The sequence below is a fragment of the Caballeronia sp. J97 genome (assembly GCF_905220305.1).
Classification (GTDB): Bacteria; Pseudomonadota; Gammaproteobacteria; order Burkholderiales; family Burkholderiaceae; genus Caballeronia.
In genome coordinates, this window is sequence record NZ_CAJMZL010000011.1 from 168627 (window position 1) to 193367 (window position 24741).

The following is a 24741-nucleotide window of genomic DNA, read 5'->3' on the forward strand; positions in this document are numbered from 1 at the left end:
ATCGTTCTTCGACATCGCGTGCCTTGTCCTCTCCCATTCAGGGTTCCTTCGCCGGGACGTGATCCGCAGGCCACGACCGGTCCGCCATCTGGAGACGCATATGCTTAAGGAAGTACGCAAGATCGCCACTTTCGTCGAGACGACCTATCGCGAAGGCGGCAAGACCGCCGGCACGCCCATCACGACCGTCATCGTTGCTGCTGTCATTCGCAACCCTTGGGCAGGGCAGGGTTTCGTCGAGAACCTGCGCCCCGAAATTCTGCGCGTCGCGCCCGAACTGGGCGAGATCATGACCCGTCGGCTGGTGGAGGTGATGCCAGGCGAGCAGGTGCAGGCCTACGGCAAGGCCGCGGTCGTCGGCGTCAATGGCGAGATCGAGCATGCGTCGGCGATCATCCACACCCTGCGATTCGGCAATCTGTTTCGTCATGCCGTGAGCGGCACTGCATTCCTGAGCTTCACGAACACGCGCGTCGGTCCCGGCGCGCTGTTGTCGGTGCCGATGATTCACAAATCGGAGACGGGCAAGCGATCGCACTTCATCACGGGCACGTTCCAACTGGCCGACGCGCCGTCGGCAGACGAGATCCTGCTTGCCATCGGCGCCGCCGACGGCGGTCGCGTGCATCCGCGTATCGCCGATCGCTTTCAGGACATGCAGGAAATGGGCCTCGACCAGACATCGGCCTGACGGGCCATTCGAGCATCGCCATCCACGATCGCACGCACCATGTCGTCGACCATCGCCTTTTTGAGCCGCATGTCCGCCGAATACCAGGCGCCGTATCTCGCGTCGTTACGGTCGGCCTTGCCGGAAGAAACGATCCAGCCGCTTCACGAGCTCACGCCTGCGCAACGGGCGGCGACGACGGTCGCGATCGTCGCCAATCCGGCGCCCGAAGACATCGCGACACTGCCGAAACTGGCGTGGATACAGAGCCTGTGGGCCGGCGTGGAACAGTTGGTCGCCGGGCTGCCGGCGGGCAGTCCGCCCGTCGTTCGTCTCGTCGACCCGGAAATGTCCCGGACGATGGCGGAGGCCGTGCTCGCGTGGACGTATTACCTGCATCGCGATATGCCCCGGTATGCGCGACAGCAGTCGTTGCGCGTCTGGCAGCAGCACGCTTACCGGAAGCCGTCGCAACGCTCTGTCGGCCTGCTGGGGCTCGGCGCACTGGGGACCGAAGCGGCGAAGACGCTCGTCAGCGCGGGGTTCGTGGTCAGAGGCTGGAGTCGCTCGCCGAAGACGGTGCCCGGTGTCCAGACATTCGCCGGCGACGCGGGGCTCGATGCAGTGTTAGCGAGCAGCGACGTCGTCGTGAGTCTGATGCCTTTGACGGCACAGACGGCCGGTCTGCTCGACGCGAAGCGACTGCACACGATGAAGGCGGGCGCGGGGCTCATCAATTTCTCGCGAGGGCCGATTGTCGTGACGCAGGATCTTGTCGCGGCGCTGGATCGGGGGCACCTGTCGCACGCGGTGCTCGATGTCTTCGACGTCGAACCGCTGCCTTCGACCTCCGGCCTGTGGGAACACCCGAACGTGACGGTGTTGCCGCACGTCTCCGCGCCCACCGATCAGCAGACCGCGGCGCAAGTCATCGCCGGAAATATCCGGGAATTCCGATCGTCGGGGCGCATTCCCGGCAACGTCGATATCGTGCGGGGCTACTGAACGTGCAGACAAACGACGCAGCACCCTTCCCGCCGATGCGGCGGCGCGCGTATCCCGCTATCGCGTTCCATGCGTGCCGGTCATGCTGAAACTGGATCGATTCGACATCGCGATCCTGAAAGCGCTGGCCCGGGACGGCCGAATGACGAAGTCCCGTCTTGCGGCGGAGATTCATCTTTCGATATCGCCTGCATGGGAGCGTGTCAGGCGCCTCGAAGCCGCCGGCGTCATTCGCGGGTACCGTGCGTCGCTGGACTGGACGCGCGTCGTTCAGACCGGCCGGATCATCGTCGAGATTACGCTTTCGCGCCATACCGCCGCCGACCTGCAGCGATTCGAAGATCGCGTGCGCCGCTCGCCGGAGGTCACACAATGCGACGCGACAGGCGGAGGGCTGGACTACGTCATGCACGTCGTTTCCCGCGACATCGATCATTACCAGCGCTTCATGGATTGTCTGCTCACCGAAGGTCTCGGGATCGAGCGCTACTTCACATACGTCGTGACGAAGGTCGTGAAGGAGCGCGACGACGTCGTGCCGTCCTGGATCGGCACGGCGGTGACCCGCGAATGAAACCGGTCGACTTCGCGCGGGCATCCATCTCATCGCCGATCGTGTCGGCTTGCCGCGCGCGAAGCCGATTCCCGGCGGCAACCGCCTCGGCCCGAATGCGTGGCGCAACCATGCGCGACCCAAGTCGCGCCACCTGCTTCGAGCGCAGTCGAGTCAACGATTCACCAGCTTCTTCGGGAATGCGAGCGCCAGTGCGCAACCGAACAGGATGAACGCGGCAAACGCATAGAGACCGGCGCTTTGCGTGTGGAACGTGTCGCGAAGATAGCCGATGAGATAAGTGCTTCCGAATCCGCCCACATTCGCGATCGAGCACGCGAAAGCAATGCCCCCGGCCGCCGCTGTTCCCCGAAGAAACGTCGAAGGAAGCGCCCATACCACGGGCATCGCTGCTGCGGCCCCGGCGTTCACGAGCGAGAAGAGCAGAACGGTCATCGCCGTGCTCGGTGTCGTCGCACCGGCGATCACCAGTGCAGCGGCCGCCACGGCGAACGGCACGACGATATGCCACCGCCGCTCGCGCGCGCGGTCCGAGCTCGAACCGCAGAGCAACGTGCCGACGACGGCGGCGGCGTTCGGAATGACCATCAGCCAGCCGATGTGATACGAGTCCGTTACGCCCGTGTCGCGAAGAATGGTCGGTAGCCAGAAGCTGACGGCGTAAAGGCCGAGCAGCACACACAAATCGATGAGCCCGAGCGACCACACTTTGCGGTTGGAGAAGGCTTCGCTCAGCTTGTGGCTCTTGTGGTCCGCCCCTTCCTCGGCGAGCTCCGCGCGCAGCGTCTTCTTTTCATCGTCGGTCAACCACTTCGCCGATTCGATGGTGTTCGGCAGCCATCGCAGCACCGCGAAGCCCAGCAAGATGGAAGGCAGTGCTTCGAGCAGAAAAAGCCATTGCCAGCCGCCGAGTCCATGCGTGCCATCGAAGAAGCGCATGATCCAGCCGGAGATCGGGCTGCCGACCATGCTCGACATCGGAAGGCCGACCATGAACAGCGCCACGATCCGTGCACGCCGCGCATCCGGATACCACTGCGTGAGGTAGAGCAGCACGCCCGGCAGGAAGCCGGCTTCGGCCACGCCCAGCAGGAATCGCACGATGTAGAACTGCATCGGCGTATGCACGAACATCGTCGCGCCCGACAACAGACCCCACGTGATCATGATGCGCGCAATCCAGAACTTCGCGCCCACGCGCTGAAGGATGAGATTGCTCGGGACTTCGAAAAGCACGTAGCCGACGAAGAACAGACCCGCGCCGAGTCCGTAGACGGCGTCGCCGAATTTCAATGCGTCGAGCATCTGAAGCTTGGCCAGACCGATGTTCACGCGGTCCAGGTACGCCGCGAAATAACACAGGCAGAACAGTGTGATGAGGCGAAACGTGACCTTCCGGTATAGCTCTTGATGCGTGTCTCTCGAGGCGACGCTTACGCCAGATTGAACAGTTGACATGGGGCGACCCTGGTTAGGTGAAGATTCCTTGACGAAAACATGTGTTTTGCGTCCGCAAGATCATGTATAGCATGTCAAAATACAAGCGTACACGCTAGAAATTACCCTTAGAAGCGTTTGTGGTCCGGGAGGTGGGGCGAACGCTGGGAAATTACGGTTTTCTGCTTAATTGCGCAATATTTTGCGCAACAACGGACATCGTCATGACGCGGGTAAGACCCCATGGAAGAAACCGGTCTGCGCACGGATATTAAGCGTATGCGCTTAAATATGCACCCAAGACGACAATCGCCGGCACCATCTTCGTGCAGGCGTCGCAGAGGTGGCGCGAAACATCCCGGTGGCCGTTTCGTCGTCCGCCGTCGATCATCGAATCTTGCTTCGGAGTCGGTCCGTTAAAATGGAAACCCTGCAAGCGCGTCGCCGCGCACCTCACTCTTTTGAAACCGCCTCTCCGGATATGTCGCCTTCAAACGACGATTACGACTTTCATGACCAGATCGGTCACCTGTTGCGTCGTGCCTATCAGCGCCACGTCGCGATCTTTCAGGAGGCGATTCCCGATTCGCAGTTGACGGCCGCGCAGTTCGTGGCGTTGTCCGCGGTCAAGGAGAGCCGGGGATGCTCGCTCAACGACATCGTCAAGACGACGGCGATCGACCAGGCGACGATCCGTGGCGTCGTCGATCGCCTCAAGGCGCGCGCGCTCGTGAAAGTCGTGCCGGACCCGACGGATGGCCGCAAGCTGGTGGTGAACGCCACGCGTCAGGGAGAAGAGCTGATCGACGCGACCGTGCCATTCGCCACGCAGGTCACGGAGCGCACCTACGGCAAGCTCAATCCGGGCGAGCGGGTGGCGCTGAAATACTTGCTGCGCAAGATGCTCGAGCTCGACGAAGGCTGATCGCCGCCGCCTGCTCGCTACGAGGAAGCAGTGCGAACGTCCTCGTTCGACGCATGGCGCCGTCCGGCCTCGTCGAGACCGGCGCGGATGGCGTCCGGCGTAAAGGGCGGGGCGAAGAATCGCACGCCGGTTGCATCGAAAATGGCGTTGGCCAGCGCGGCGGGGCCGGGCACCGACGCGGATTCGCCCGCACCCATCGGCGGTTCGCCTTGCCGGGGCATGAGCACCACGTCGATCACGGGCACCTCGGCGAAGGTCAGTATCGGATAACTCGACCAGTCGCGCGCGGCGGTCTTGCCTTCGCTGAAACGCACGCGCTCTTTCAACGAACGGCTCAGCACCTGGATCACGTTGCCGTGAATCTGGTGACGCACGCCATCGGGGTTGATCATCGTGCCCGTATCCTGTCCGATGACGACGCGCTCGACCGTGATCTCGCCGCTCAACCTGTCGACCACGAGGTCGACGATCCACGCCGCCCACGCCGCGCCGAAGCCGGGGAAGCGGCTATGCACATAGCGCGCGTAGGCGATGCCCCGTCCGCGCACGAGGCGGCCGTGCTTTTCGATACGCTTTGGCCGAGCCTGCCAGCCGGCGCGTCGAGCGACGGCGCGCAGCAAGTCGATCGCCCGATCGTCCTTCAAATGCCGGATGCGATACTCGAGCGGGTCGGTGCCCGTCAGCGCCGCGCACTCATCGGCGAAAGAATCGTGGGCGAAGGAATTGGGCAGCGCCGAAACGCCGCGCAGCCATGACGCGCGCACGATCGACGCCATATCCTCGCAGACGAAGCGCCGGTTGGGCGACTCGTAGGGCGACACGGCCGTGCGGTCGCCCATTTCGAACACGCCGGAAACGGCCGGCTGAACGCCGCTCAGCAGCAGGGCGAGCAGCGGTGCATCGTTCGACGGATAGCGCGTCGAGAAGTCGTAACCGACGAGTTCGCCGCCATCCGTGACCGTACCCGTGACCTTCATCACCTGGCCGGTACCCTTCGGTTCCCAAAGGTGCTCGTCCTGGCGCGTCAACTGGACCCGGACCGGATGTCCGCTTGCGCGTGAGAGCAGCAGCGCATCGCCGCAGACATCGTCCGCGCAGTTGCGGCCATAGCATCCGGCCGCTTCCATGCGTTCGATGTCGAAGTCGGCCTCGCTGCGTCCGACGAGCTTCGCGAGGTCATGCCGCAACGAAACCGGATTCTGCGTGCCGGACCAGACCGTGATGCGTCCGTCGCCGGGCTCGCGGTAATCCGCGACCGCGCACGATGGCCCGATGGACCCGTGCATCTGATAAGGCCACACGTAAGTGCGCGAAAGGGTCGTGGCGCCCGTCGCGTCGCGCACGCGTTCGACATCGCCTTCTTCGAGCAGAAGGCGGCGCGTCGCCGGCGCATTCGAGATGGCTTGCCCGATATCGTCCATCGACGTCAGGGGCGGCGTTTCGCGCCATTGCACCTTGAGTCTGCGCGCGGCGCGCGCCGCGAACTCCTCGCGCTCGACCACGACGCCCACGAAATCGCCGACGACGACCACCGCGCGGAGTCCGGGGATATCGGCGACGGAAGATTCATCGACCGAAATCAGGGACCGGCCGACGAACGGACCCGAGTCGATGCCGCTGTAAGGCGGGCGCACCACGCGGCCATGCAGCATGCCGGGAACGCGTACGTCGTGCACGAAGGTCAGTTGGCCGGTGGCCTTGGCAGGCACATCCACACGTCTCGACGAACGGCCGATGAGTCGATAGTCGGCCGGGTCTTTCGTCTTGACCTGCGGGTCCAGTTCTGTCGTGATCTGCCGGTCTTTCACCAGCTCGCCGAAGGAGCAGCCGTTGGCGGCATCGGCGTCGGCGAGGAACACACGTCCGTTCGCCGTCGTCAGGCGCTCGATGGGCACATCCATGCGCTGCGCGGCAAGGGCGAGGAGGGCGAGCCGGGCCTGTGCCGCCGCGCATCGAAGCGGCACCGCCGATATCTGGATCGTGGCGCTGGCAATGGTCGGCCCCTGATTCGGCGTCGCGGCGGTCGAGCCGAGGATCATGCGCACGCGTTCGGCGGGAACGTCGAGCTCTTCCGCCACGATCTGCGCCAGCGACGTGCGAATGCCCGTGCCCAGATCCACATGACCGTTGAACGCGAGGATGCTTTCGTCGTCGAGAACGGCCACGAATACCTCGGGCACATCCGGCACGAAGGTCGAATGGCTTCCCGGCTGGCCCCGCGCGGGGGCGGCCGGCCTGACCGGCTGGCGAACGATGGCCAGGCGGCCGTTTCGGGCAAGCAGATCGGCGCGATTCACGTTCTTCCTCGTCATTCACTCGGGCATCTGTCGACGCGTGAACGGCCGAAGCGGTCCACGGCCACTTCCTACACTACCGCGCTTCGGCTTCGGCTGCCGAGATTGCCGCGAGCGCGTCGGAGAGCGGCAGCACGGTCGCGTATTTCTGCGCCATGTCGAAGAGACTCGCTTCGTGCGGCGCCAGCGCGCGATCGCCGACGCAGTCCGACAGCACGAACGGACGGAAGCCGAACGACATGGCATCGACGACGCTCGCGCGCACGCATCCGCTCGTCACGGCGCCCGCCACCAGCAGCGTCCGGATGCCTTGCTGCGCGAGCCACGGCGTCAGTTGCGTGCCGAAGAATGCCGACGGAACCGTCTTGCGAACCACCAGTTCGCCCTTTGCCGGCGTCAGTTCCGCGACGATGGCGCTGTCGGGGTTGTCCTCGGTGAGCGTCGCCATGCCGGGGACTTTCAGCGAGAAGACGTTATCGTCGCTGCCGTCGGCCGCGTAGACGATGCGGCTGTGCGCGACGGGCCATCCGTTCTCGCGCGCGGCCGCGAGCGCGTGCTTCGTGCGCTCGATCGCCTGCGGGATATTGCCGCCGCCGAAGACCGCGGGGTCGGCGAAGCCAACCACGAGGTCCACGATCAGCAGGGCGACCCGGCCCTGGGGCGCCATCGGCGTGCCGAAGCCCTGTTGCCGATAGACATGCGCTTCCGCATGCGTGGGGAGATCGTTCATGTCGTGCCTCTTATGCGTTGTTGGCGCCCAGCACGCGGCCATTCCGGACGACGATCTCGTCGTCGAGAGAGACGGTGCAATGGCGCAGCGGGATGTCGATATGGCAGGTCGTCGTGCGATCGCCGCCGCCTTCGTTGTTCGGTCCGAGCGAGAACAGGAAGTTGCCCTCGAACGCGCGCGCGTCCATGCCGATGGTGGCTTCGCGATCGTAGAGACCGAGCGTCGACCAGCGTGCACGCGGTTGCAGTCCCCAACCGATGTGAGAGATCGCGTAGCCCTCGGGATCGCCGAACGTTTCCATGTAGTCGCGCAGCAGGGCCGCATCCGTGCCGCCTTCGATCCGCACCGCATAGCCGCCTTCCACCGTGAGCGTGATCGGCTCGCTGACGTAGTGCTTTTGCGGCAGCAGAATATCGCCCCGGTCGATGACGATCTTGCCGTGCGCGGTCTTGTCGTTCGGAAACGTCAGCGCGAAGCCGCTCGGCCAGTGGTCCCAGCGGCCGGGTTCATCGACGAAACCGTACTCGGCGATAGCGGGAAAATCGCCCATCGGACAGGTGAAGTCGGTGCCCGCGTCGGAATGCACGTGCATCTGACGCGCCGCCTCGATGCGCGCGGTCGCGGCGAGCACGCGGGTGCGGTCCGCGAGCGTCGGAACGAGGCGCACGAGCACTTCGGGCGGCTCCACCGCCAGCAGGATCTTCGTGCCCGACTGGAGGATTTCGTGCTGCTCCGGCGAAAACAACAAGGTCATCAGGTCCAGCACGAGATCGCTGTTCTTGAGCGCGGCGATCGCCGCCTGATTGCCGGTGAGCGGCGTCGTGCCGAGATACGCGAGCGAATCGCGGCTGAAGCCCTTCTCGCCGTTGATGGGCGGCAGGTCAAGCCGGTTCACGATCGCGCCCATCGACTGCGTCGCGATGAGCGCGCACGACAAGGTCTGAGGATGGGTGCCGGCGCTCGTCAGAATGGTGACGGTCTGCCCGCGTTCGAGCTTCGAGAGCGTGAGCACTTCCTTCCACGCTTCGATGAGTTGATAGTCGCTGATAGCCATCGTCATCTCCAAAGAATGTGCAGTGCGCTCACGCAGGCTTGCTCGGGAACACGGGCGCGCCGAGGAAATCGCCCAGCGCCGCATAAAAGCCGGCTTCGTTGTCCCACGGGATCATGTGGCCCGCATCCGGCACGCGCGTGTGCAGCATCGAAGGCGTGGCGCTCTGCAATTCGTCGACGTCTTCCGGCCGGACCACGTCGCCGCGCTCGGCGGTGATGAGAAGCGACGGCACGTTCAGGCGCGCCGCATCGGCGAAGAAGTCGTCTTCATGAAAGCCCTTGAACGATGCAAGCACGGCACGTTCGTCGCACGTATGCAGCCATTCCGCGCGCAACTGGCGCTGCTCGAGCGTCCACGTCGGACAGAACTGGCTCATGGCCTGGGCGTCCATGCCCTTGCGTGCGAGCGCCATCGAGTCGACGTACCACGGCAACTGCGAAGGATAAGGACGGCGCCCCGGACCGGACGCGGGCGGGTCGATCAGCACGACGCTCCTGAGCCCGCGCCCGATGCGCCCTGCCGCGCGCGCGGCGATGCGTGCGCCCATCGAGTGGCCGAGGAGACTGAAGGCGTCGAGGCCCAGTGCCTCGACGAACGCGACGACGTCGCCGGCTTGCGCGTCGAGACTGTAGTCGAGCGTGTCCGACGCCGACGACAGACCGCGCCCGCGCACATCCAGAATATAGGTGTCGAAACGGCTTCCCAGGACTTCGCCGACGAAGCCCCAGGTGATCGCCGGACTGGTGATGCCCGGAATCAGGATGATGGCCGGCCGCGTCGAATGCTCGCCCGCGCTGCCTGCGCCGGGTCCATAGCGCAGGTAATGCTGGCGAATGCCGTTGGCGAATACATTGCCGCCATGAAGAAACGTGGATGACATGATGAGGCTCCGCAAAGGTTGCCGGGCGGCTCAATACGCGCCGGACAGCAGCGCGCCGGCGCCGGGAACGATGGGTTCCAGGTCGAGATGGCGCAGCATCGCGTAGGTGGTGGCGATGGCGGCCGTGATGACGGGCTTGCCGGTCATCGCTTCGACCTTGGCCACCGCGGGCAGGGATGGCATCTGAACGCACGCCGAGAGCACGATGGCATCGGCGTCCTGATACTTCATCTTCGAGACGATGTCCGGCAGCCGCGACGGGTCATGACGCCCGACTTCGAGGTTGTCGGGAATCTCGAGCGCCCGCCAGTCGATGACTTCGTAGCCTTCGCTGCCGATGTAATCCACGACGAGTTCCGTCAGCGGCTTCATATACGGGGCGACGACCACGATCCGCTTCGCGCCGATCACTTTCAATGCATCGACGAGTGCGCCCGCGCTGGTGAGCACGGGCGCTTGAGCGCCGTTCGCGGTCGTGTGCTTCGTCAGGCGCTCCTGCGACACGCGGTGATAGCCGCGGCCCATCGCCATGATCGCGACGAGGCAGGCGTAACCCAGCACGTCGACACGCGCATCCGACAGCTCGATCGCGCAGCGGTCCGATTCGGCGTCCATCGCGGCCAGTTCTTCCTTGACGACCTTTTTCATGCGCATGCGGCTCGAATGAAAGGTGAAGCGCTCGGGCCGGATGGTTTCGCGCAGGCGCAGCATCGCGGGAATCTCGGTCTCCATCGTCGTGTTGGAACTCGGCACGATCTGGCCGATGCGGTAGGTCTTGAACATGGATACTCCTGGCCGGTGAAGGGGATTGCGTTAAAGTCTAGCGTGTACGTTATAAAGCGACAAGCCGATTAAAACTTTTCGCGCGTCGATCGAGTTGGTGTTTTCCCCTAATTTCGAGCAGATATTGACGTTAGAAAGGGCGGTTCATGATGCCCTCGATATTTTTGCTTGTCTTCGCGATATTGAGTGTGTACGCTGTAAATCACACAGTCACTCCGCTCGCTGGATGTCATCGCACGACACCGCGGGCGCACCTCGATCAGGAGATTTCCATGAGCAAAGCCCGCATTGCCGTCATCGGCGCTGGACTTGGCGGCGCGACCGCTGCCGCATTGCTGGAGCGCAGCGGCTACGACGTAGTTCTGTACGAACAGGCGCACGCCTTCTCGCGACTGGGCGCGGGCATCCACGTCGGGCCGAACATGATGAAGGTGATGCGCCGCATCGGATGTGAAGACGCGCTCAACAAGATGGGATCGCACCCCGACTACTGGTACAGCCGGGATGGCAAGACGGCGGAAATCATGTCGCAGATTCCGCTGGGCGACTTTGCCGTGAAGAACTACGGCGCGAGCTATCTGACTGTGCATCGCGGCGACTTTCACGCGCTGCTGACGCAGGCGAGCAGCCCGGGCGTCGTGCGTTTCGGCAAGAAGCTGAGCTCGGTCGAAGATACCGGCAATGAAGTGCGCATGACCTTCGCCGATGGCTCCGTGGAGACGGCCGACATCGTGATCGGCGCGGATGGCGTCAATTCGAAGATTCGCGATCATCTGCTGGGCGCGGAGCCGCCCAAGTACACCGGCTGGGTCGCGCATCGCGCGGTGTTTCCGGCGTCGTTGCTGAATAACAAGCCGTATGACGCGTGCGTGAAGTGGTGGTCGGGCGACCGTCACATGATGGTCTACTACGTCACCGAGAAGCACGACGAGTATTACTACGTGACGGGCGTGCCGCAGAAGGAATGGCCGGCGGGCGTGCCGTTCATGGAGAGCAGCCGCGAAGAGATGAAGGAAGCGTTCGCGGGCTGGCATCCCGACATCCAGCATCTGATCGATGTCTCGCCGTCCATCTCCAAGTGGCCGCTGCTCGAACGCGATCCGCTGCCGCTCTGGAGCCGTGGCCGCATGGTGCTGCTTGGCGACGCCTGCCATCCGATGAAGCCGCACATGGCGCAGGGCGCCGCGATGGCGATCGAAGATGCGGCGATGCTGACGCGCTGTCTCGATGAAGTCGGCGTGTCCGACTACACGAATGCGTTCGCGCTATACGAAGCCAACCGGTCCACCCGCGCCTCGAAAGTCCAGCTCGTATCGCATAACAACACCTGGCTGCGCACCAACGAGGATCCGGCCTGGTGCTTCGGCTACGACGTGTACGAGATTCCGCTCGTCTCGCCGCAGAAGGACACGGCGCCCGCCGAAGCGTGAGGTTTTTGACTGCCTCGCCTTTGGGGGCGAGGCAGGCTAGCATCGAACGTTTCCGGCGTGCGCTGCTGGCGTTCGCCGTTTTCTTTTCGAGGTTCATGTCATGTCTCATCCACGCCCGGTCGATGGTCCCGTCACGCTTCGCGTGAACGGGCACACGCGCACCGTCGAGTTCGTGGCGTCGGATGCTCCGTTGCTCACGGTCCTGCGCAACGATTTCGAGTTGAACGGACCGAAGTTCGGCTGCGGGCTCGGGCAGTGCGGTGCGTGCACCGTTATCGTCGATGGCCACGCGACGCGCGCCTGCGTCGTGCCCGCCGTCGCCGCGACCGGCCGCGATATCGTGACGCTCGAAGGACTCGGGACGCCGGAGAATCCGCACTTCATTCAACGCGCGTTCATCGAGGAACAGGCGGCTCAGTGCGGCTACTGTCTCAACGGCATGATCATGAGCACCAGGGTGCTGCTCGAGCGCAATCCCGTTCCCGGCGACGACGAAATCCGCGACGCGTTGCGCTACAACCTGTGCCGATGCGGAACGCACATCGAAATCATGAACGCGGTGCGCCGGGCCGCTCGCTACCTTCAGCAGCAAGATGAACAGTAAAACGAGCGATAGCGTGAGTATCGCGGATGCGCCTGCGCACGCCGGGACGGCCGGCCCGGAGCCGACGACGCACCGGGCGCACACCTATCGCTGGCCGGCCGGCCAGGAGGCCGGTCTCGCTTCGCTGGAAGTGAGCGGCGATGCGACATCGTCGGGCATGCTGCGAAGCTATCGATACCGCGTGTCGCTGGACGAGTCAGCGGGCGCATCGGGAAAGGGGCTGCTCCCGCCGGACTGGCAGCCCGCCTCTCCGCAAGGCATGCTGTACCGCCACGCGCATGCCTCGCTGACGTTCGACGGCCCGGCGCCCGCCGTTCCGGAGCATGCGCACGTGTTCGCGCGCGAGTCCTTCATGGACGAGACAGCGAGCGAGCTTGCAGTCGATCCCGTCGAATTGCGTCTGTGTCATCTCGACGCCGACGAAGATGCGGGCGCGCGGGACGTCGTCCGGATGGTCACGGAACGCGCGGCGTGGGGACGCAAGGAGCGTCCCCACGCAGATTCGCAATGGCTCAGCGGCCGTGGTTTCGCGATGGACGGACAGCGGGAAGGCGAGCCGAGCTGGTCCGCGTGGGTCGTGGATATCGATGTGCATCGGCAGACCGGGGATGTTGCGGTGCGCCGCGTCGTCGCCGGATACGGCGAAGGCTCCGCCGGCCCGCCGGTTTTGCACGGCGTGCCACATACGCTAGTAGAGAGCGCGGTGTCGCTGGCGCTCGGTCACGCGTCGACCGCGCGAGCCACGTACGATGAAGCCGCAGCGTCCGCATCGATGTCGTTCGATATCGCGGCGGCTGTCGGCCCGGCGTCCCTGAGCACGCAAGGCACGCCGGATGCGATGCCGACACCGGTCGAGCAGCGGGCCTCGGCGCCGGCGGTCGCCGCCATCGCGAACGCGATCTTCGATGCCACCGGCATGCGTCTCAGGCAGCCGCCGTTCGACTCGCAGCACCTTCAGGCGAAACTGGCTGACACGCAGCCGCCGCAGCCCATTCATCACGGCGTGGCCGCGCCGCGTCCGGGCCGCATCAAAAGACTGCTCGCCGGAGGCGGCATGGCCGGATTCATCGGCGGGCTCGTCGGTCTTGCGTGCGCGATCATTCCGGGGCCGCGGGAGATTGCGCCTATCGCGCCGGGCAGCGTCGGCGAGTCGACATGGAGTGCGGCGACGCTCGAACGAGGCCGGCTGATCGCCTTGGCCGGCGACTGCGCGGTCTGTCATACGGCGCCGGGCGGACAGAAGAATGCCGGCGGTTTCGCGCTCGAAACGCCGTTCGGCACCATCTACTCGACCAATATCACGCCGGACGCCGAGACAGGCATCGGCCTCTGGTCGTATGCAGCGTTCGAGCGCGCCATGCGCCGGGGCATCGCGCGGGATGGCACGCATCTTTATCCCGCTTTTCCCTACACGGCTTTCGCCAGGATGAGCGAGCCGGACATGCTGGCGCTCTACGCGTATCTGATGTCGCAGCCACCGGTGAAGCACGCTCCGCCGAAGACGAGCCTGCCGTTTCCGATGAACCTGCGCCCAACGGTCGCCGGATGGAACTGGCTCTTTCATGACGACAGCGAGTTCAAGCCCGATGCATCGAAATCGGCGATGTGGAATCGCGGCAAATATCTCGTCGATGGCGCGGCGCATTGCGGCGCGTGTCACACGCCGCGCAACCGGCTGGGCGCGGAGAAGGGCGGTCTGTCGTATCTGGCCGGCGGCGAGGCGGAAGGATGGGATGCGCCGGCTTTGGTCGGGAATCGCGGACCCGTTCCGTGGACCGAGAAGGCGCTCTTCGACTACCTTCGCACGGGGTTTTCGAAAGAGCATGGCGTGGCGGCGGGTCCGATGGGTCCGGTTGTGACCGGGCTGTCCGAACTTCCGGAGTCCGATGTAAAAGCGATTGCTCACTACATCACATCTTTGTCGCCGCGGGTCGACGACGCGGCTGCCGCCAGCGCGGCGCAAAAGCAGTCGAATGGCGCCGATGTGGTCAGCGTCATGGGCCTGGAGCGCGGGCGACAGACCTTCGAGACAGCATGCGCAGTTTGCCACGCGGCATCGGGCGGCGTCGGGCATCTGGGCGTGAGGCCGCTGATGGGCCTCAATACGAGCGTGGCGCAGAACCGGCCGGACAACTTGCTGCATGTTCTCCACAACGGCATCGACAGTCCGGCCACGGCCGAGCTGGGACATATGCCCGGCTTCGGTGATGTCTATGACGACAAGCAGATGGCCGAACTCGCGGCCTACATTCGGGCGCGATATGCGCCCGACCAGCCAGCGTGGACCGACCTCGAACATGTGTCCGCGCAAGTCAGGCAAGCAGCGCACTAGAGGAAAATCTGATCCGCCAAGATCCAGGATTAAAGGTGTGGGTTCCGTTGCGCGGAAACTTCGCCGAATATCGAGTGCTTCGGTTCGACTATGGCCGTATTTGTGGCCGCACCATTGAATCGGTTCAAGGCCGACCGTTGGTCATGGCTGAAATGATGCACGTGCTACTTATCAAGAGGCGCTGTCCAGGACCTTCGATGCACCCGCCTGCGGAGACTCGCAGCGGGGACTTTTCTTCTGCACGGCAAGCGCCCCCGGCAGTACCGATTCACGCTGGCTGAAGGTGGCCGCGACGCATCCGGTACCTTCGCTCAATCGGGATTCAAGCGGCTCGACGACGATCACCGCGCCGGCATCCACCTGAAGCCGCAGACCAAGCGCAACACCACTGCGGGACGCCAGGCCGCACAGGTGTGTGCAGCGCAATTCAGGGTAAATCCTGTCGCATCCCGCAGCGCCGCCGCCATAAAGCACTTGAGGCCGCTGACCATCCATTGGCGCCACTTCCGCAATAAGAAAAAGCTTGGAAACTTTTTGTTTACAAGTATAGTCCGGTCTAGACCGCTTGTGAGCCCCGCTGCATGGGGTGCCAGCACAAATGAGGCATTGCCCGGAGCTTTCTTTCCCTCTGACCGGAGTGTTCGCCATGAATCGTCTGACCGCATTCTGTCTTGCATTCGTGCTGTCCAGTGCCGCACTGACCGCCCGCGCCGGCTGTTTGAACGACGTCAGGACGGCGGGTATCCTCACGGCCGGCAACGGTCTGATGGGCACGCGTCCATTTGTCTGGCAGAACGAGGACGGCAGCTATGGCGGCTTCGAGGCCGACATGCTCAAAGAAGTGGGCAAGCGTATCGGTGTGCCGAAAACGGACTATGTCGTCACGGAGTGGAGCACGCTGATCCCCGGGCTCAAGGCCAAGCGCTGGGACATCATCTTCTCGTCGATGTCGGCGACGCAGGAGCGCGTACAGACCGCAAATGTGCGGTTCTCGCGGCCCTATTTCCTGCTCTACGACGAGATCATCGTAAGGTCCGATTCGCCGATCCGGTCGCCCGCCGATCTGAAGGACCGCAAGGTGGGCACGACGCTCGGCACGAACGATTCGGTCAATGCGCACCGCCTCGCGAGGGAAGGCCAGATCGGCGAGGTCCTCGATTTCAATTCGTTTGGCGAACCGTTCGTCGCGCTACAGAACGGTCAGGTCGACGCCGTGTTGCTCGACCAGGGCACGCTGCTCGGCCAGCGCGAGAAGATGAAGAACCTTCGCGTGGTCGGCCAGCCGATCTACTACAACCCCAAGCCCGAATGGGCCGAAGCCGAGAGCAAGGCGAGCTATCGGTTCGGCACGAGTGCGGTCGCTGTGCGCGCCGAATGCACCGATCTGCTGACGGCGATCAACGGCGCGCTGCAGTCGATGGATCAGGACGGCACGCGTCAGAAGATTCTCGCGAAATACGGCGCGTGGTCGTCGGAACAGGCGGTGCTGACCAAGTAAATGCGCCGATCATGAACGAGTTCTTCTTTACGCTGATTCCGCGCTACTTTCCGTTTCTGTTGAAGGGCGCGTGGGTAACGGTCGAGCTATCGGTCATCAGCATGACGTGCGCGATCGCGCTGGGTCTCGCGGTGGCGATCGGGCGGCTTTCGTCACGGGGCTGGCTCGACTGGATGCTGCGTGCCTACGTGGAAATCTGGCGTGATGTGCCGCTCGTCGTCCAGTTGCTGGTGATTTACTTCACGTTGCCCCAGATCGGGATCAGGCTGCCCGGCTTCTGGGCCGGCGTGCTCGGTCTCGCGTTGAACCTGGGTGCGTACCTGTCCGAGGTGTTTCGCGCGGCGATCGAGTCTATCGATCATGGCCAGCGCGAAGCGGGACTCACGATCGGCATGTCGCACACTTTGATCTATCGGCGCGTGATCCTGCCGCAGGCACTCAAGGTTGCGTTGCCGACGGTGGGAGGCTACTTCATTTCGCTGCTGAAGGACTCGTCGCTGGTCTCGTTCATCGCGGTCAACGAACTGCTGCGGCACGGCACCATCGTGATCGCCGACACTTTCCTGAGCATGCAGGTTTATCTGATGGTCGCGATGATCTACTTCGCGATGAGCCTGGTCGCGGCGCGTTGCGTGCGCTGGCTCGAGCGGCAACTCACGCCGGCTCACCGGGGCGGACGCCGTGCATCGATGCGAACTTCGTCGGGACCAGCCCGCTCAGTCAGCTCGGAGCCCAATCTTGAAAACTGAAATGCGCCCCGGCGCGAGCGTGCCGCCGCCCATCCTCGAAGTACGCGCCCTCAAAAAGTCGTTCGGCCCGGTCGACGTGCTCAAGGGCATCGATCTGCGCGTTCAGCCAGGCGAAGTGAGTTTCTTCATCGGTCCCAGTGGCGGCGGCAAGTCCACGCTGCTTCGTTGCATCAATTTCCTCGATATGCCGACCGCCGGCGAAATTCACTTCGATGGCGAGCGGCTTTGCCATCACGAGGGCGCGGACTTCCACGCGCGACCGGAAGCACGGTTGCGCGTCGCGCGGCGCAAGATGCCGATGGTGTTCCAGCAGTTCAACCTGTTTGCGCACCGGACGGTGCTCGAGAACGTCATCGAAGGTCCGATCCACGTTCAGCGCCGCCCCCGCGACGAAGTGATCGGTGAAGCAGATGAGATCCTGCACCAGGTCGGCCTCGGCCAGCGCCTTGATCACTACCCGGATCAACTGTCGGGCGGGCAGCGCCAACGAGTCGCGATTGCGCGCGCACTGGCGATGAAGCCGAAAGCCGTGCTGTTCGATGAGCCTACTTCGGCGCTCGATCCGGAACTGGTCGCCGGCGTGCTCGACACGATACGCATACTCGCCGATGCAGGACTGACGCTCATGATCGTCACGCATGAAATGGCATTTGCGAGGAAGCTTGCCGACACGATCCATTTCATCGCGGACGGCGTGATTCTCGAATCCGGCACGCCGGATGCGATTCTCGGCGCGGCAGGCAATAGCCGCATTGCGGACTTTATCCGTGCGGTCGAGCGCTGAGCGCCGGGACAGCCATACGTTGACGAACACCACAAGGACGACGCAGATGACTGAAACGATTCAACAACGGGTCGCGCGGGCCGTGACGGAAGATCTGGTCGAGGCTTTTCGCACCGATGGAGCGGTCTGTATCCGCAACATCTTCTCGAATGACGAAGTTGCGCTATTGCGCAAGGCGATCGACCACAATCTTTCTGCGCCGAGTCCGCGTGCCAAGGTGGCGAGCCACCCCGACGACCCGGGCTGGTTCTTCGAGGACTTCTGCAACTGGCAGGACAATGCGGGATACCGGCGCTTCATCATGGAGTCGCCGGCGCCGAGCGTCGCGGGCGCGCTGGTCGGGGGCGAGGTCGTGCGCCTTTATCACGATCACGTGCTGGTGAAAGAGCCGAACACCCGTCAGCGCACGCCGTGGCATCAGGATCAGCCGTACTACAACATCGCCGGCGAGATGAACATCAGCATGTGGATTCCGGTGGATCCCGTCGCGCGCGAATCGACGCTCGAGTTCGTCGCCGGATCGCATCGCGGCCCATGGCTGATGCCGCGCACTTTCATGGAAAGCGAGGCGCGGTGGTTTCCGGAAGGCAGCCTCGCCGACCTGCCGGATATCGAGCGTCATCGCAGTGCGTACCCGATTCTCGGCTGGGCGCTCGAACCCGGCGACATGGTGTGCTTTCACATGCTGACGTTGCATGCGTCGGGCGGTGTCGGCGGTGATCGCAGAAGGCGCGCATTCTCGCTGCGCTTTATCGGCGAGGATATCCGGCACAAGCCGCGTCCCTGGCGCACGTCGCCCGATTTCCCCGGGCTCAAGGAGGCGCTTGCGGAAGACGCACCCATGGCGCATCCGCTGTTTCCCGTGCTTTGGCGCGCGGGGGAAGGGCAGGTGAGCGCATGAACGCGCTGAATCGCTCGTCGCAAGGTGCTGCGGTGCAGGCGCATATCCGGGCACTTCCGCTGTATGTGCCTGGGCGTTCGGAGCAATCCGTAGCCCGCGAATATGGCCTCTCACGGGTCATCAAGCTTGCCTCGAACGAGAATCCGCTCGGCTGCAGTCCGGAGGTCGGCAAGGCGCTCGCCGAGCACCTCGCGCATGGGCAGACGGCGCTCGCGCGCTACCCGGACAGCGAAGCGTCCGAACTGAGGCATGCGCTCTCGCGTCATCACGGTGTGCCACCGGAATGCATCGCGATGACGAACGGTTCGCACGAACTGATCGATCTGTGCGCCGCCTTGACTTTGCATGACGGCAACGAAGGTGTGTATTCGCAATACGCTTTCCAGGCCTATCCGATCAGTATCCGGGCCCGTGGCGCGGCGGCGATCCAGGTGGCCGCTCGCGATTTCCGCCATGATCCCGACGCGATATGCCGCGCGATGACGAAATCAACGCGTCTCGTCTATCTCTGCAACCCCAATAATCCGACCGGCACGGTGCTTCGGCCCGAGGACATCGAGCGGATTCTCGGCGCAGCCGGGCCGCATACCCTCGTCGTGCTCGACGAAGCCTATATCGACTATCTCGACCCTGCCCTGCGGCCTGATTCAATCGGACTCGTCGCGCGCTACCCGCAACTGGTGATCGCGCGAACCTTCTCGAAGGCATATGGCCTTGCGTCGCTGCGCGTCGGCTACGGGATCATGCAGCCGGAGATCGTCGACGCCATCGCCCGTGTCCGTCCTACGTTCAGCGTCAATGCGCTAGCGCAGCGGGCGGCGCTCGCCGCGCTCGCGGACCAGGCATTTCTGCAAGGCACGCAAGCACTGAATCGCGCAGGGATTGCACAGATTACGCGGTCGCTGCAGCGCCATCGCATCGAATGGATTCCGACGCACGCCAACTTCATCGCGATCCGCCTGAACGACGCCGCGGCGGTGGCGGAGCGGCTGCTGCAGGCGGGTGTCGTCGTGCGGCCGCTTTCGGCGTATGAGCTGCACGACTTCATTCGCGTGACGATCGGCACCGAGGAGGAAAACGAGTTGTTCCTGCGCGCGCTGCTTCAGGCCGTCGAGCCCGCGTGAGAAAAGCGTACTAAAATCGTGGTCGCTTATTGGGATCGGAAGGACGTAGCAGATGACGCAAAGACCGGGGGCGCCATTCCAACAGATCAAGGCGCTCGTGCGCGACAAGGTTCGCGCAGGCGAATGGGGCGTGGGCGAGAAAATCCCGTCGGAACTCGAGCTGGCGACCACCTTTGGCGTTGCGCGGATGACGGTCAACCGCGCACTGCGCGAGCTGACGGAAGAAGGCGCGCTCGAGCGCGTCTCCGGCGTCGGCACCTTCGTCGCGCAAGGCAAGCCGCAATCGAACCTTTTGATGATCGCACACGTGCGTGACGAGATCCGTGCCCGCGGACATCAGTACGCGTGCAAGGTGATCTCGCTTCGGCGGGAGACGGCATCGGCGGAAGTCGCGGCGGCGTTTGGCCTGCCTCGCGAGACGATGCTGTTTCATCTCGTATGTGTGCATCTGGAAAACGGCAACCCGATCCAGCTGGAAGACCGCTTCGTGAATCCGGCCGCCGCGCCGCAATTTTTCGAGCAGGACTTTACCGTTGTGCCGCCGTCGGAGTATCTGTACAAAAACGTGTCACACGATGGACTCGAAATCGAACACATCGTCGACGCGTCAATGCCGACACCCGAACAGGCAGCCCTGCTCACGATGCGGATCGACCAACCGTGTCTGATTCTCACACGCCGCACCTGGAGCGGGGGCATGACGGTGACCTTTGCGCATTTCCTTCATCCCGCTAACCGATACCGCCTCGCCTCGCGCTTCAAACCAAACACATTGCGTGGACAGGGATAGGCCGCCAGCCGTATTTCTGATTGCGAGTGCCCTTGAAGGGCGAGTAGCCGCACAATCGGCAGAATCGATAGCCTGGCGTCGGGCGACAATCCTCGACCGGGCTTGTGATAGGCGGTATGCGGTGTTCGTCGTGAATCCTCGGCGCGAGCGATCGGGCCAATGCCTGGCGGGCAATCTCGCGTGACGTGAATCATCACCCTTGGAATCGGGCATCTTCTGGTCGAAAGCGGCACCCTAGCCGATATCTCGAACCCGGATGCACGAAACGCGCGAACGTGACCGCGACACCGTTCATCCAGGTGCGTCTGACGAGCGCGAGACACGGCTCCTCGGGACCGATTTCGAGCAGCCTCGCCTCGGCGCGCGTCGGCAGGCAGGCATCGACGACATGCTCGATCTCGTGCGCGGGCACGCTGGCCGACAGGTACTCCGAGGGCCGCAGGGCGTCGAAGTCCTGCTTCAGGAAATCCGGCACGGCCGCTGGATTGACATAGCGATCCTCGAGCCTCACCGGCACGCCGTTTTCGCGATGCACGCCGATCAGATGAAACACGGAGGAACTGGGCGGCAGGCCGAGCGCATTCGAGACGGCAGGCGGTGCGCTTTCGCGTTGTGCGATCACGGTGTGGTAGTCGTATTCATGACCGCGAGCACGAATCTCTTCGCCGATATGAGCGATCATCAGAAGCGTCGACTGCGGCTTTGCCTTCGCCACGAACGTGCCCACGCCCGAGTGCCGCGTGATCCAGCCTTCGCCGGTCAGCTCGCGCAGCGCACGGTTGATCGTCATGCGCGAAACGCCGAGCGACTCCACGAGACTCAGCTCGGACGGAATGCGGTCGCCGGGCATCCACGCGCCCGATTCGATCTTCCCGCGGATGAAGCTCTTGACCTGCGCGTAGCGCGCAAGCGGCGTGTCGGGCTCGCCCGCGATGTCCGCGCTTGCGATGTGCTTCACCGTCGTCGGTGCCGACATGGCCTGATCTCCTCTCGCTGCGCGCGCCATCACGCCTGTTCGTCTTGCGGACCTCGCGACCAGAACGCGTTGCGATCGAAATAGTTCTGCAGAAATTGCCGCAAGCGCGGATGCTTCGCATCGTGAAACACCTCGCGCGGCTTGCCCTGTACCGAGATGCGCCCCTGATCGATGAACACGACCTTGTCCGCCACCTGCGCGGCGAAACCCATCTCGTGTGTGACGACGGCCATCGTCATGCCGTCGCGCGCGAGTTGCTTCATCACTTGCAACACTTCGCCGACGAGTTCGGGGTCGAGCGCGGAAGTTGGTTCGTCGAAGAGCATGATGTGCGGTTCCATCGCCAGTGCGCGCGCGATCGCGACGCGCTGCTGCTGGCCGCCCGAAAGTCTCGCGGGATAGGCATCGCCCTTGTGCGCGAGGCCCACGGTTTCGAGCATCTGCCCGGCCCGCGCGCGCGCCTCGTTGCGCGACAGCCGGCGCACGCGCAGGAGCGCCTCCATCACGTTGTCGAGCGCGCTCATGTGAGGCCACAGGTTGAACTGCTGAAACACCATGCCGACATTACGCCGCACGCGGTTGATCTCGGCATTCGATGCGCGCACGCGCCGGCCATTGCGCTCGCCATAACCGAGCAACTCGCCTTCGATACGCACTTCGCCTTCGTCATAGGTTTCGAGCGCGGCGAGACAGCGCAGCAGCGTGCTTTTGCCCGATCCCGACGGGCCGATCACGCAGACCACTTCCGACTTGCCGATGTCGAGATCCACGCCGCGCAGCACTTCGGTTTCGTTGAAGCGCTTGTGCAGCCGGCGCACTTCCACGAGCGGCGCAGCGGGCGCATTCACGAAGACCGGAACCTCGCCGAGTTCGGAGGGAGAGAGCGGGGAATCGATCATGGCAGACGAGTCCAGGTACGTTCAGACAAGAAAGCGGGTCACGCGCGCTTCGACCCACATCCCGGCGCGCGATGCGAGCTCGACGAGCACCAGATAGCAGACGCACAACGCAAGCAGGGTTTCGACGAACGCGAAGGTCGCCGAGCCGATGCCCGTCAGCACGAACGTCAGTTCCGGCACGGTGACGATGGAGAGCACCGCCGTTTCCTTGCTGAGCACGATGATGAGATTGACCAGCGCGGGCACGATCAGCACGAGCATCTGCGGAATCTGGATGCGCCAGATTGCCTGCCAGCGTGTCAGGCCGAGACAGGACGCCGCTTCCAGATGACCGCGCGGCACCGCGCCGAAGCCCGAGCGGAAGACCTCGGCGAAATACGCGCCGCCATAGAGCCCGAGACCGACCACGCCGGCGGTGAGCGGTTCCAGCGTGATGCCGAACGAAGGTCCGCCGTAATACAGCAGAAAGAGCTGCACGAGAAATGGCGTGCCGCGAAACAGTTCGATGTAGACGCGCAGCACGCCGCGCATCCATCGTCCGCAAAAGAGCTGCGCGAGCGCGATAAGAAATCCGATGACGATGCCGAGCGCGACGCCCGCTACCCACGTGCCGAGCGTCGTGGCGAAACCCGCGCCGATGGCCGGAAGGTTGTGCGTGAGGATCGTGGGATCGAATTGCTGCATGACGTCGGTCTCAGGCGGGCCGCAGGCGCTGTTCGGCGGCGTGCGCGGCCAGCGAGAGCGCGCCGCAGATCACGAAATAGATGAGGCCCGCGGCGGCATACGCTTCGAGCGGACGATAACTGCTCGCCGCGATGTTCTGCGCGGTGCGCGTGATTTCGGCCACGCCCACCACGGAGATCAGCGACGACGCCTTGATGAGCAGCACCATCTCGTTGACGAGCGAGGGCAAGGTGAGACGAAACGCCTGCGGCACCTGAATGCGGCGCAGCATGTCGAGCGGCGCGAGGCCGAGCATGCGCGCGGCCTCGAGCTGTCCTGGCGGAATGCTCATGAAACCGCCACGCAAAATCTCGGCGACGTAAGACGCCGAGCAGAGCGCCACCGTGCTGATGGCCGCGACGAGCGGCGGCACGTTGACGCCCACGAACGGCAGCAGGTAATACACGAGCAGCAGTTGCACCAGCATCGGCACGCCGCGAAAGAAAAACACGTACGCGCCGCCGGCCATTTGCCAGGCCTTGCTAGACGACAGCCGCGCGGCGCACACGGCGACAGCCACGAAGAAGCCGATCAGCAAGCCCGCCAGCGATATGCCGACCGTGGCGAGCGCCGCGTGCAACAGGAGCGGCACGCCTTGAACGAAAACGCTGAAGCTGAACATGGCGTCGGCTTCCCTCGAAAGAGCGTGCGAGCGCGGCTTAGTAGTTCGGAGTCGGCACGGTCGAAGGCACGTCCATCGCCACGCCGAACCACTTCTTCTGCAAGGTGGCGAGACGGCCGTCCTTGTTCACTTTCAGCAGCGCTGCGTTGAACGCATCGGCGAGCGGCTTGCTGTCCGCATCCTTGCGCAGGCAGTACGCGAAATAGACCTTCGCGCCGAAGGGCGGCTGCACCACGGCGAAGGTTTCGGGCCGCTGCTTCGCCACGTAGGCGATGTTGGTCATGGAGTTCGCCACCGCGACGATGCGCCCGGCAGCGAGATCCGCATACGCCTGATTGTTGTCGATGTACTCGCGCACTTCGGGCGGCTTCGGCAACGTGGCGATATAGGCTTTCATCTGATCGAGCTGCGCCGAACCCTTGCCGCCGCCCACCACCTTGCCCGACACATCGGCCGATTGCCTGATGGTGGAATCGTTGGCGCGCTTGAGGAAGGCGTCGGTGGCGTCGGCAATGGGAAGCGTGTACGTGTAGCGCTCCATGCGCGCCTTGGTCACCGTGATCGGACCGCCGACCATGTCGAACTTGCCCGCTTCGAGGCCGGGAAGAACGCTCGGCCAGGGCAGGTCGATGAAGCGCACTTTCACGCCCAGTTCCTTGCCGATCTCCGCGAACAGGTCCTTGTTGAAACCCGACTGCTGACCGTTCTCGAGAAAGTCGAACGGCGCGAACTGCATCTCGGTGCCGACCACGAGCTCGCCCGCCTTCTTCACCTTGGCGAGCTGGTCCTCGGCATAGGCACAGGCGCTCGCGGCGCACAGCGCGACCATCAGCAAATGTCGTTTCCAGCCTGCAAGCATCTTCATGAGACGTCTCCAAGGTGGCGCGCGCAAGGCGCGGAGGTCGGGCATTGCGCGCAGTATATACCGCGAAATTTCGGGAGCCAAAACAAAAAGAA

Annotated in this window: 25 protein-coding genes; 13 read left to right on the forward strand and 12 right to left on the reverse strand. The window is 63.9% G+C overall.

Annotated features, from left to right (window positions below):
* Window positions 1-100: 100 nt before the first annotated feature.
* The 3 genes from U4Y90_RS16745 (at window position 101) to U4Y90_RS16755 (ending at window position 2249) form a co-directional block, all read left to right on the forward strand.
* Window positions 101-691: an amino acid synthesis family protein gene (locus tag U4Y90_RS16745; protein ID WP_321796090.1), complete on the forward strand. Its 591-nt coding sequence runs from the start codon at window positions 101-103 to the stop codon at window positions 689-691.
* Window positions 692-730: 39 nt separating this feature from the next.
* A complete protein-coding gene (locus tag U4Y90_RS16750) occupies window positions 731-1675 on the forward strand; it encodes a glyoxylate/hydroxypyruvate reductase A (RefSeq protein ID WP_321796092.1) in 945 nt (314 codons plus the stop codon).
* Window positions 1676-1757: 82 nt separating this feature from the next.
* Window positions 1758-2249, forward strand: a complete 492-nt coding sequence (locus tag U4Y90_RS16755) for an Lrp/AsnC family transcriptional regulator (protein WP_321796094.1) — start codon at window positions 1758-1760, stop codon at window positions 2247-2249.
* A gap of 153 nt (window positions 2250-2402) precedes the next feature.
* On the opposite strand, the gene U4Y90_RS16760 is transcribed toward U4Y90_RS16755, so the two are convergent.
* On the reverse strand, window positions 2403-3707 hold the full coding sequence (locus U4Y90_RS16760; RefSeq protein WP_321796095.1) for an MFS transporter: 1305 nt from the start codon (window positions 3705-3707) through the stop codon (window positions 2403-2405).
* A gap of 460 nt (window positions 3708-4167) precedes the next feature.
* On the opposite strand from U4Y90_RS16760, the gene U4Y90_RS16765 reads away from it, so the two are divergent.
* Window positions 4168-4611 carry a MarR family winged helix-turn-helix transcriptional regulator gene (locus tag U4Y90_RS16765; RefSeq protein WP_321796097.1) on the forward strand — a complete coding sequence of 148 codons (444 nt, stop codon included), beginning with the start codon at window positions 4168-4170 and terminating at the stop codon, window positions 4609-4611.
* 17 nt (window positions 4612-4628) lie between these two features.
* Here U4Y90_RS16765 and U4Y90_RS16770 read toward each other — a convergent pair whose 3' ends face one another.
* The 5 genes from U4Y90_RS16770 to U4Y90_RS16790 all read right to left on the reverse strand — a co-directional run bounded on the left by U4Y90_RS16770 (window position 4629) and on the right by U4Y90_RS16790 (window position 10352).
* Window positions 4629-6908 (reverse strand): xanthine dehydrogenase family protein molybdopterin-binding subunit, encoded by a 2280-nt coding sequence (locus tag U4Y90_RS16770; protein WP_321796153.1) that lies wholly within the window; start codon window positions 6906-6908, stop codon window positions 4629-4631.
* 73 nt (window positions 6909-6981) lie between these two features.
* Window positions 6982-7635, reverse strand: a complete 654-nt coding sequence (locus U4Y90_RS16775; RefSeq protein ID WP_321796099.1) for an isochorismatase family protein — start codon at window positions 7633-7635, stop codon at window positions 6982-6984.
* A 10-nt stretch (window positions 7636-7645) separates the two neighbouring features.
* Window positions 7646-8689: a 2,5-dihydroxypyridine 5,6-dioxygenase gene (locus U4Y90_RS16780; RefSeq protein ID WP_321796100.1), complete on the reverse strand. Its 1044-nt coding sequence runs from the start codon at window positions 8687-8689 to the stop codon at window positions 7646-7648.
* 28 nt (window positions 8690-8717) lie between these two features.
* The gene (locus tag U4Y90_RS16785) at window positions 8718-9569 is read right to left on the reverse strand and encodes an alpha/beta hydrolase (RefSeq protein WP_321796102.1); all 852 of its coding nucleotides are present in this window, start codon (window positions 9567-9569) and stop codon (window positions 8718-8720) included.
* A gap of 30 nt (window positions 9570-9599) precedes the next feature.
* On the reverse strand, window positions 9600-10352 hold the full coding sequence (locus U4Y90_RS16790) for an Asp/Glu racemase (RefSeq protein ID WP_321796103.1): 753 nt from the start codon (window positions 10350-10352) through the stop codon (window positions 9600-9602).
* Window positions 10353-10624: 272 nt separating this feature from the next.
* Here U4Y90_RS16790 and U4Y90_RS16795 point away from each other — a divergent pair, with 272 nt between their 5' ends.
* The 3 genes from U4Y90_RS16795 (at window position 10625) to U4Y90_RS16805 (ending at window position 14718) form a co-directional block, all read left to right on the forward strand.
* Window positions 10625-11782, forward strand: a complete 1158-nt coding sequence (locus U4Y90_RS16795) for an FAD-dependent monooxygenase (protein WP_321796105.1) — start codon at window positions 10625-10627, stop codon at window positions 11780-11782.
* 100 nt (window positions 11783-11882) lie between these two features.
* Window positions 11883-12386, forward strand: coding sequence for a (2Fe-2S)-binding protein (locus U4Y90_RS16800; RefSeq protein WP_321796106.1), 504 nt, complete (start codon window positions 11883-11885; stop codon window positions 12384-12386).
* Window positions 12376-14718: a c-type cytochrome gene (locus U4Y90_RS16805; RefSeq protein WP_321796107.1), complete on the forward strand. Its 2343-nt coding sequence runs from the start codon at window positions 12376-12378 to the stop codon at window positions 14716-14718. The genes U4Y90_RS16800 and U4Y90_RS16805 overlap by 11 nt, the downstream gene beginning before the upstream one ends.
* A 171-nt stretch (window positions 14719-14889) precedes the next feature.
* Here U4Y90_RS16805 and U4Y90_RS16810 read toward each other — a convergent pair whose 3' ends face one another.
* The gene (locus U4Y90_RS16810) at window positions 14890-15213 is read right to left on the reverse strand and encodes a hypothetical protein (protein ID WP_321796109.1); all 324 of its coding nucleotides are present in this window, start codon (window positions 15211-15213) and stop codon (window positions 14890-14892) included.
* Window positions 15214-15364: 151 nt separating this feature from the next.
* Here U4Y90_RS16810 and U4Y90_RS16815 point away from each other — a divergent pair, with 151 nt between their 5' ends.
* Genes U4Y90_RS16815 through hutC (U4Y90_RS16840) form a run of 6 tightly spaced genes read left to right on the forward strand, consistent with a single transcriptional unit; the run spans window position 15365 to window position 20564 of the window.
* Window positions 15365-16216, forward strand: coding sequence for a transporter substrate-binding domain-containing protein (locus U4Y90_RS16815; protein WP_321796111.1), 852 nt, complete (start codon window positions 15365-15367; stop codon window positions 16214-16216).
* Window positions 16217-16227: 11 nt separating this feature from the next.
* On the forward strand, window positions 16228-16965 hold the full coding sequence (locus U4Y90_RS16820; protein ID WP_321796113.1) for an amino acid ABC transporter permease: 738 nt from the start codon (window positions 16228-16230) through the stop codon (window positions 16963-16965).
* 31 nt (window positions 16966-16996) lie between these two features.
* Window positions 16997-17749 (forward strand): amino acid ABC transporter ATP-binding protein, encoded by a 753-nt coding sequence (locus U4Y90_RS16825; RefSeq protein WP_415749370.1) that lies wholly within the window; start codon window positions 16997-16999, stop codon window positions 17747-17749.
* A gap of 46 nt (window positions 17750-17795) precedes the next feature.
* Window positions 17796-18650 (forward strand): phytanoyl-CoA dioxygenase family protein, encoded by an 855-nt coding sequence (locus U4Y90_RS16830; RefSeq protein ID WP_321796117.1) that lies wholly within the window; start codon window positions 17796-17798, stop codon window positions 18648-18650.
* Window positions 18647-19774, forward strand: coding sequence for a histidinol-phosphate transaminase (gene hisC, locus U4Y90_RS16835; protein WP_321796118.1), 1128 nt, complete (start codon window positions 18647-18649; stop codon window positions 19772-19774). The genes U4Y90_RS16830 and hisC overlap by 4 nt, the downstream gene beginning before the upstream one ends.
* A gap of 52 nt (window positions 19775-19826) precedes the next feature.
* The gene (gene hutC, locus U4Y90_RS16840; RefSeq protein WP_321796120.1) at window positions 19827-20564 is read left to right on the forward strand and encodes a histidine utilization repressor; all 738 of its coding nucleotides are present in this window, start codon (window positions 19827-19829) and stop codon (window positions 20562-20564) included.
* Between the two features lie 193 nt (window positions 20565-20757).
* On the opposite strand, the gene hutC (U4Y90_RS16845) is transcribed toward hutC (U4Y90_RS16840), so the two are convergent.
* From hutC (U4Y90_RS16845) to U4Y90_RS16865, 5 genes are read right to left on the reverse strand one after another with little or no spacing between them, the layout of a single operon-like run.
* Entirely contained in the window at window positions 20758-21540 is a 783-nt protein-coding gene (hutC, locus tag U4Y90_RS16845) for a histidine utilization repressor (protein ID WP_321796122.1), read from the reverse strand.
* A gap of 29 nt (window positions 21541-21569) precedes the next feature.
* The gene (locus tag U4Y90_RS16850) at window positions 21570-22439 is read right to left on the reverse strand and encodes an amino acid ABC transporter ATP-binding protein (protein ID WP_321796123.1); all 870 of its coding nucleotides are present in this window, start codon (window positions 22437-22439) and stop codon (window positions 21570-21572) included.
* A 21-nt stretch (window positions 22440-22460) separates the two neighbouring features.
* Entirely contained in the window at window positions 22461-23123 is a 663-nt protein-coding gene (locus U4Y90_RS16855) for an amino acid ABC transporter permease (RefSeq protein ID WP_321796124.1), read from the reverse strand.
* A 10-nt stretch (window positions 23124-23133) separates the two neighbouring features.
* A complete protein-coding gene (locus U4Y90_RS16860; protein WP_321796126.1) occupies window positions 23134-23784 on the reverse strand; it encodes an amino acid ABC transporter permease in 651 nt (216 codons plus the stop codon).
* A 37-nt stretch (window positions 23785-23821) separates the two neighbouring features.
* Window positions 23822-24649 (reverse strand): transporter substrate-binding domain-containing protein, encoded by an 828-nt coding sequence (locus U4Y90_RS16865; protein ID WP_321796127.1) that lies wholly within the window; start codon window positions 24647-24649, stop codon window positions 23822-23824.
* Window positions 24650-24741: the final 92 nt, after the last annotated feature.

Coding starts and splice junctions, on each gene's coding strand:
- U4Y90_RS16745 (WP_321796090.1), top strand. CDS start 101: ATGCTTAAGGAAGTACGCAAGATCGCCACTTTCGTCGAGACGACCTAT.
- U4Y90_RS16750 (WP_321796092.1), top strand. CDS start 731: ATGTCGTCGACCATCGCCTTTTTGAGCCGCATGTCCGCCGAATACCAG.
- U4Y90_RS16755 (WP_321796094.1), top strand. CDS start 1,758: ATGCTGAAACTGGATCGATTCGACATCGCGATCCTGAAAGCGCTGGCC.
- U4Y90_RS16760 (WP_321796095.1), bottom strand. CDS start 3,707: ATGTCAACTGTTCAATCTGGCGTAAGCGTCGCCTCGAGAGACACGCAT.
- U4Y90_RS16765 (WP_321796097.1), top strand. CDS start 4,168: ATGTCGCCTTCAAACGACGATTACGACTTTCATGACCAGATCGGTCAC.
- U4Y90_RS16775 (WP_321796099.1), bottom strand. CDS start 7,635: ATGAACGATCTCCCCACGCATGCGGAAGCGCATGTCTATCGGCAACAG.
- U4Y90_RS16780 (WP_321796100.1), bottom strand. CDS start 8,689: ATGGCTATCAGCGACTATCAACTCATCGAAGCGTGGAAGGAAGTGCTC.
- U4Y90_RS16785 (WP_321796102.1), bottom strand. CDS start 9,569: ATGTCATCCACGTTTCTTCATGGCGGCAATGTATTCGCCAACGGCATT.
- U4Y90_RS16790 (WP_321796103.1), bottom strand. CDS start 10,352: ATGTTCAAGACCTACCGCATCGGCCAGATCGTGCCGAGTTCCAACACG.
- U4Y90_RS16795 (WP_321796105.1), top strand. CDS start 10,625: ATGAGCAAAGCCCGCATTGCCGTCATCGGCGCTGGACTTGGCGGCGCG.
- U4Y90_RS16800 (WP_321796106.1), top strand. CDS start 11,883: ATGTCTCATCCACGCCCGGTCGATGGTCCCGTCACGCTTCGCGTGAAC.
- U4Y90_RS16805 (WP_321796107.1), top strand. CDS start 12,376: ATGAACAGTAAAACGAGCGATAGCGTGAGTATCGCGGATGCGCCTGCG.
- U4Y90_RS16810 (WP_321796109.1), bottom strand. CDS start 15,213: ATGGATGGTCAGCGGCCTCAAGTGCTTTATGGCGGCGGCGCTGCGGGA.
- U4Y90_RS16815 (WP_321796111.1), top strand. CDS start 15,365: ATGAATCGTCTGACCGCATTCTGTCTTGCATTCGTGCTGTCCAGTGCC.
- U4Y90_RS16820 (WP_321796113.1), top strand. CDS start 16,228: ATGAACGAGTTCTTCTTTACGCTGATTCCGCGCTACTTTCCGTTTCTG.
- U4Y90_RS16830 (WP_321796117.1), top strand. CDS start 17,796: ATGACTGAAACGATTCAACAACGGGTCGCGCGGGCCGTGACGGAAGAT.
- hisC (WP_321796118.1), top strand. CDS start 18,647: ATGAACGCGCTGAATCGCTCGTCGCAAGGTGCTGCGGTGCAGGCGCAT.
- hutC (WP_321796120.1), top strand. CDS start 19,827: ATGACGCAAAGACCGGGGGCGCCATTCCAACAGATCAAGGCGCTCGTG.
- hutC (WP_321796122.1), bottom strand. CDS start 21,540: ATGTCGGCACCGACGACGGTGAAGCACATCGCAAGCGCGGACATCGCG.
- U4Y90_RS16850 (WP_321796123.1), bottom strand. CDS start 22,439: ATGATCGATTCCCCGCTCTCTCCCTCCGAACTCGGCGAGGTTCCGGTC.
- U4Y90_RS16855 (WP_321796124.1), bottom strand. CDS start 23,123: ATGCAGCAATTCGATCCCACGATCCTCACGCACAACCTTCCGGCCATC.
- U4Y90_RS16860 (WP_321796126.1), bottom strand. CDS start 23,784: ATGTTCAGCTTCAGCGTTTTCGTTCAAGGCGTGCCGCTCCTGTTGCAC.
- U4Y90_RS16865 (WP_321796127.1), bottom strand. CDS start 24,649: ATGAAGATGCTTGCAGGCTGGAAACGACATTTGCTGATGGTCGCGCTG.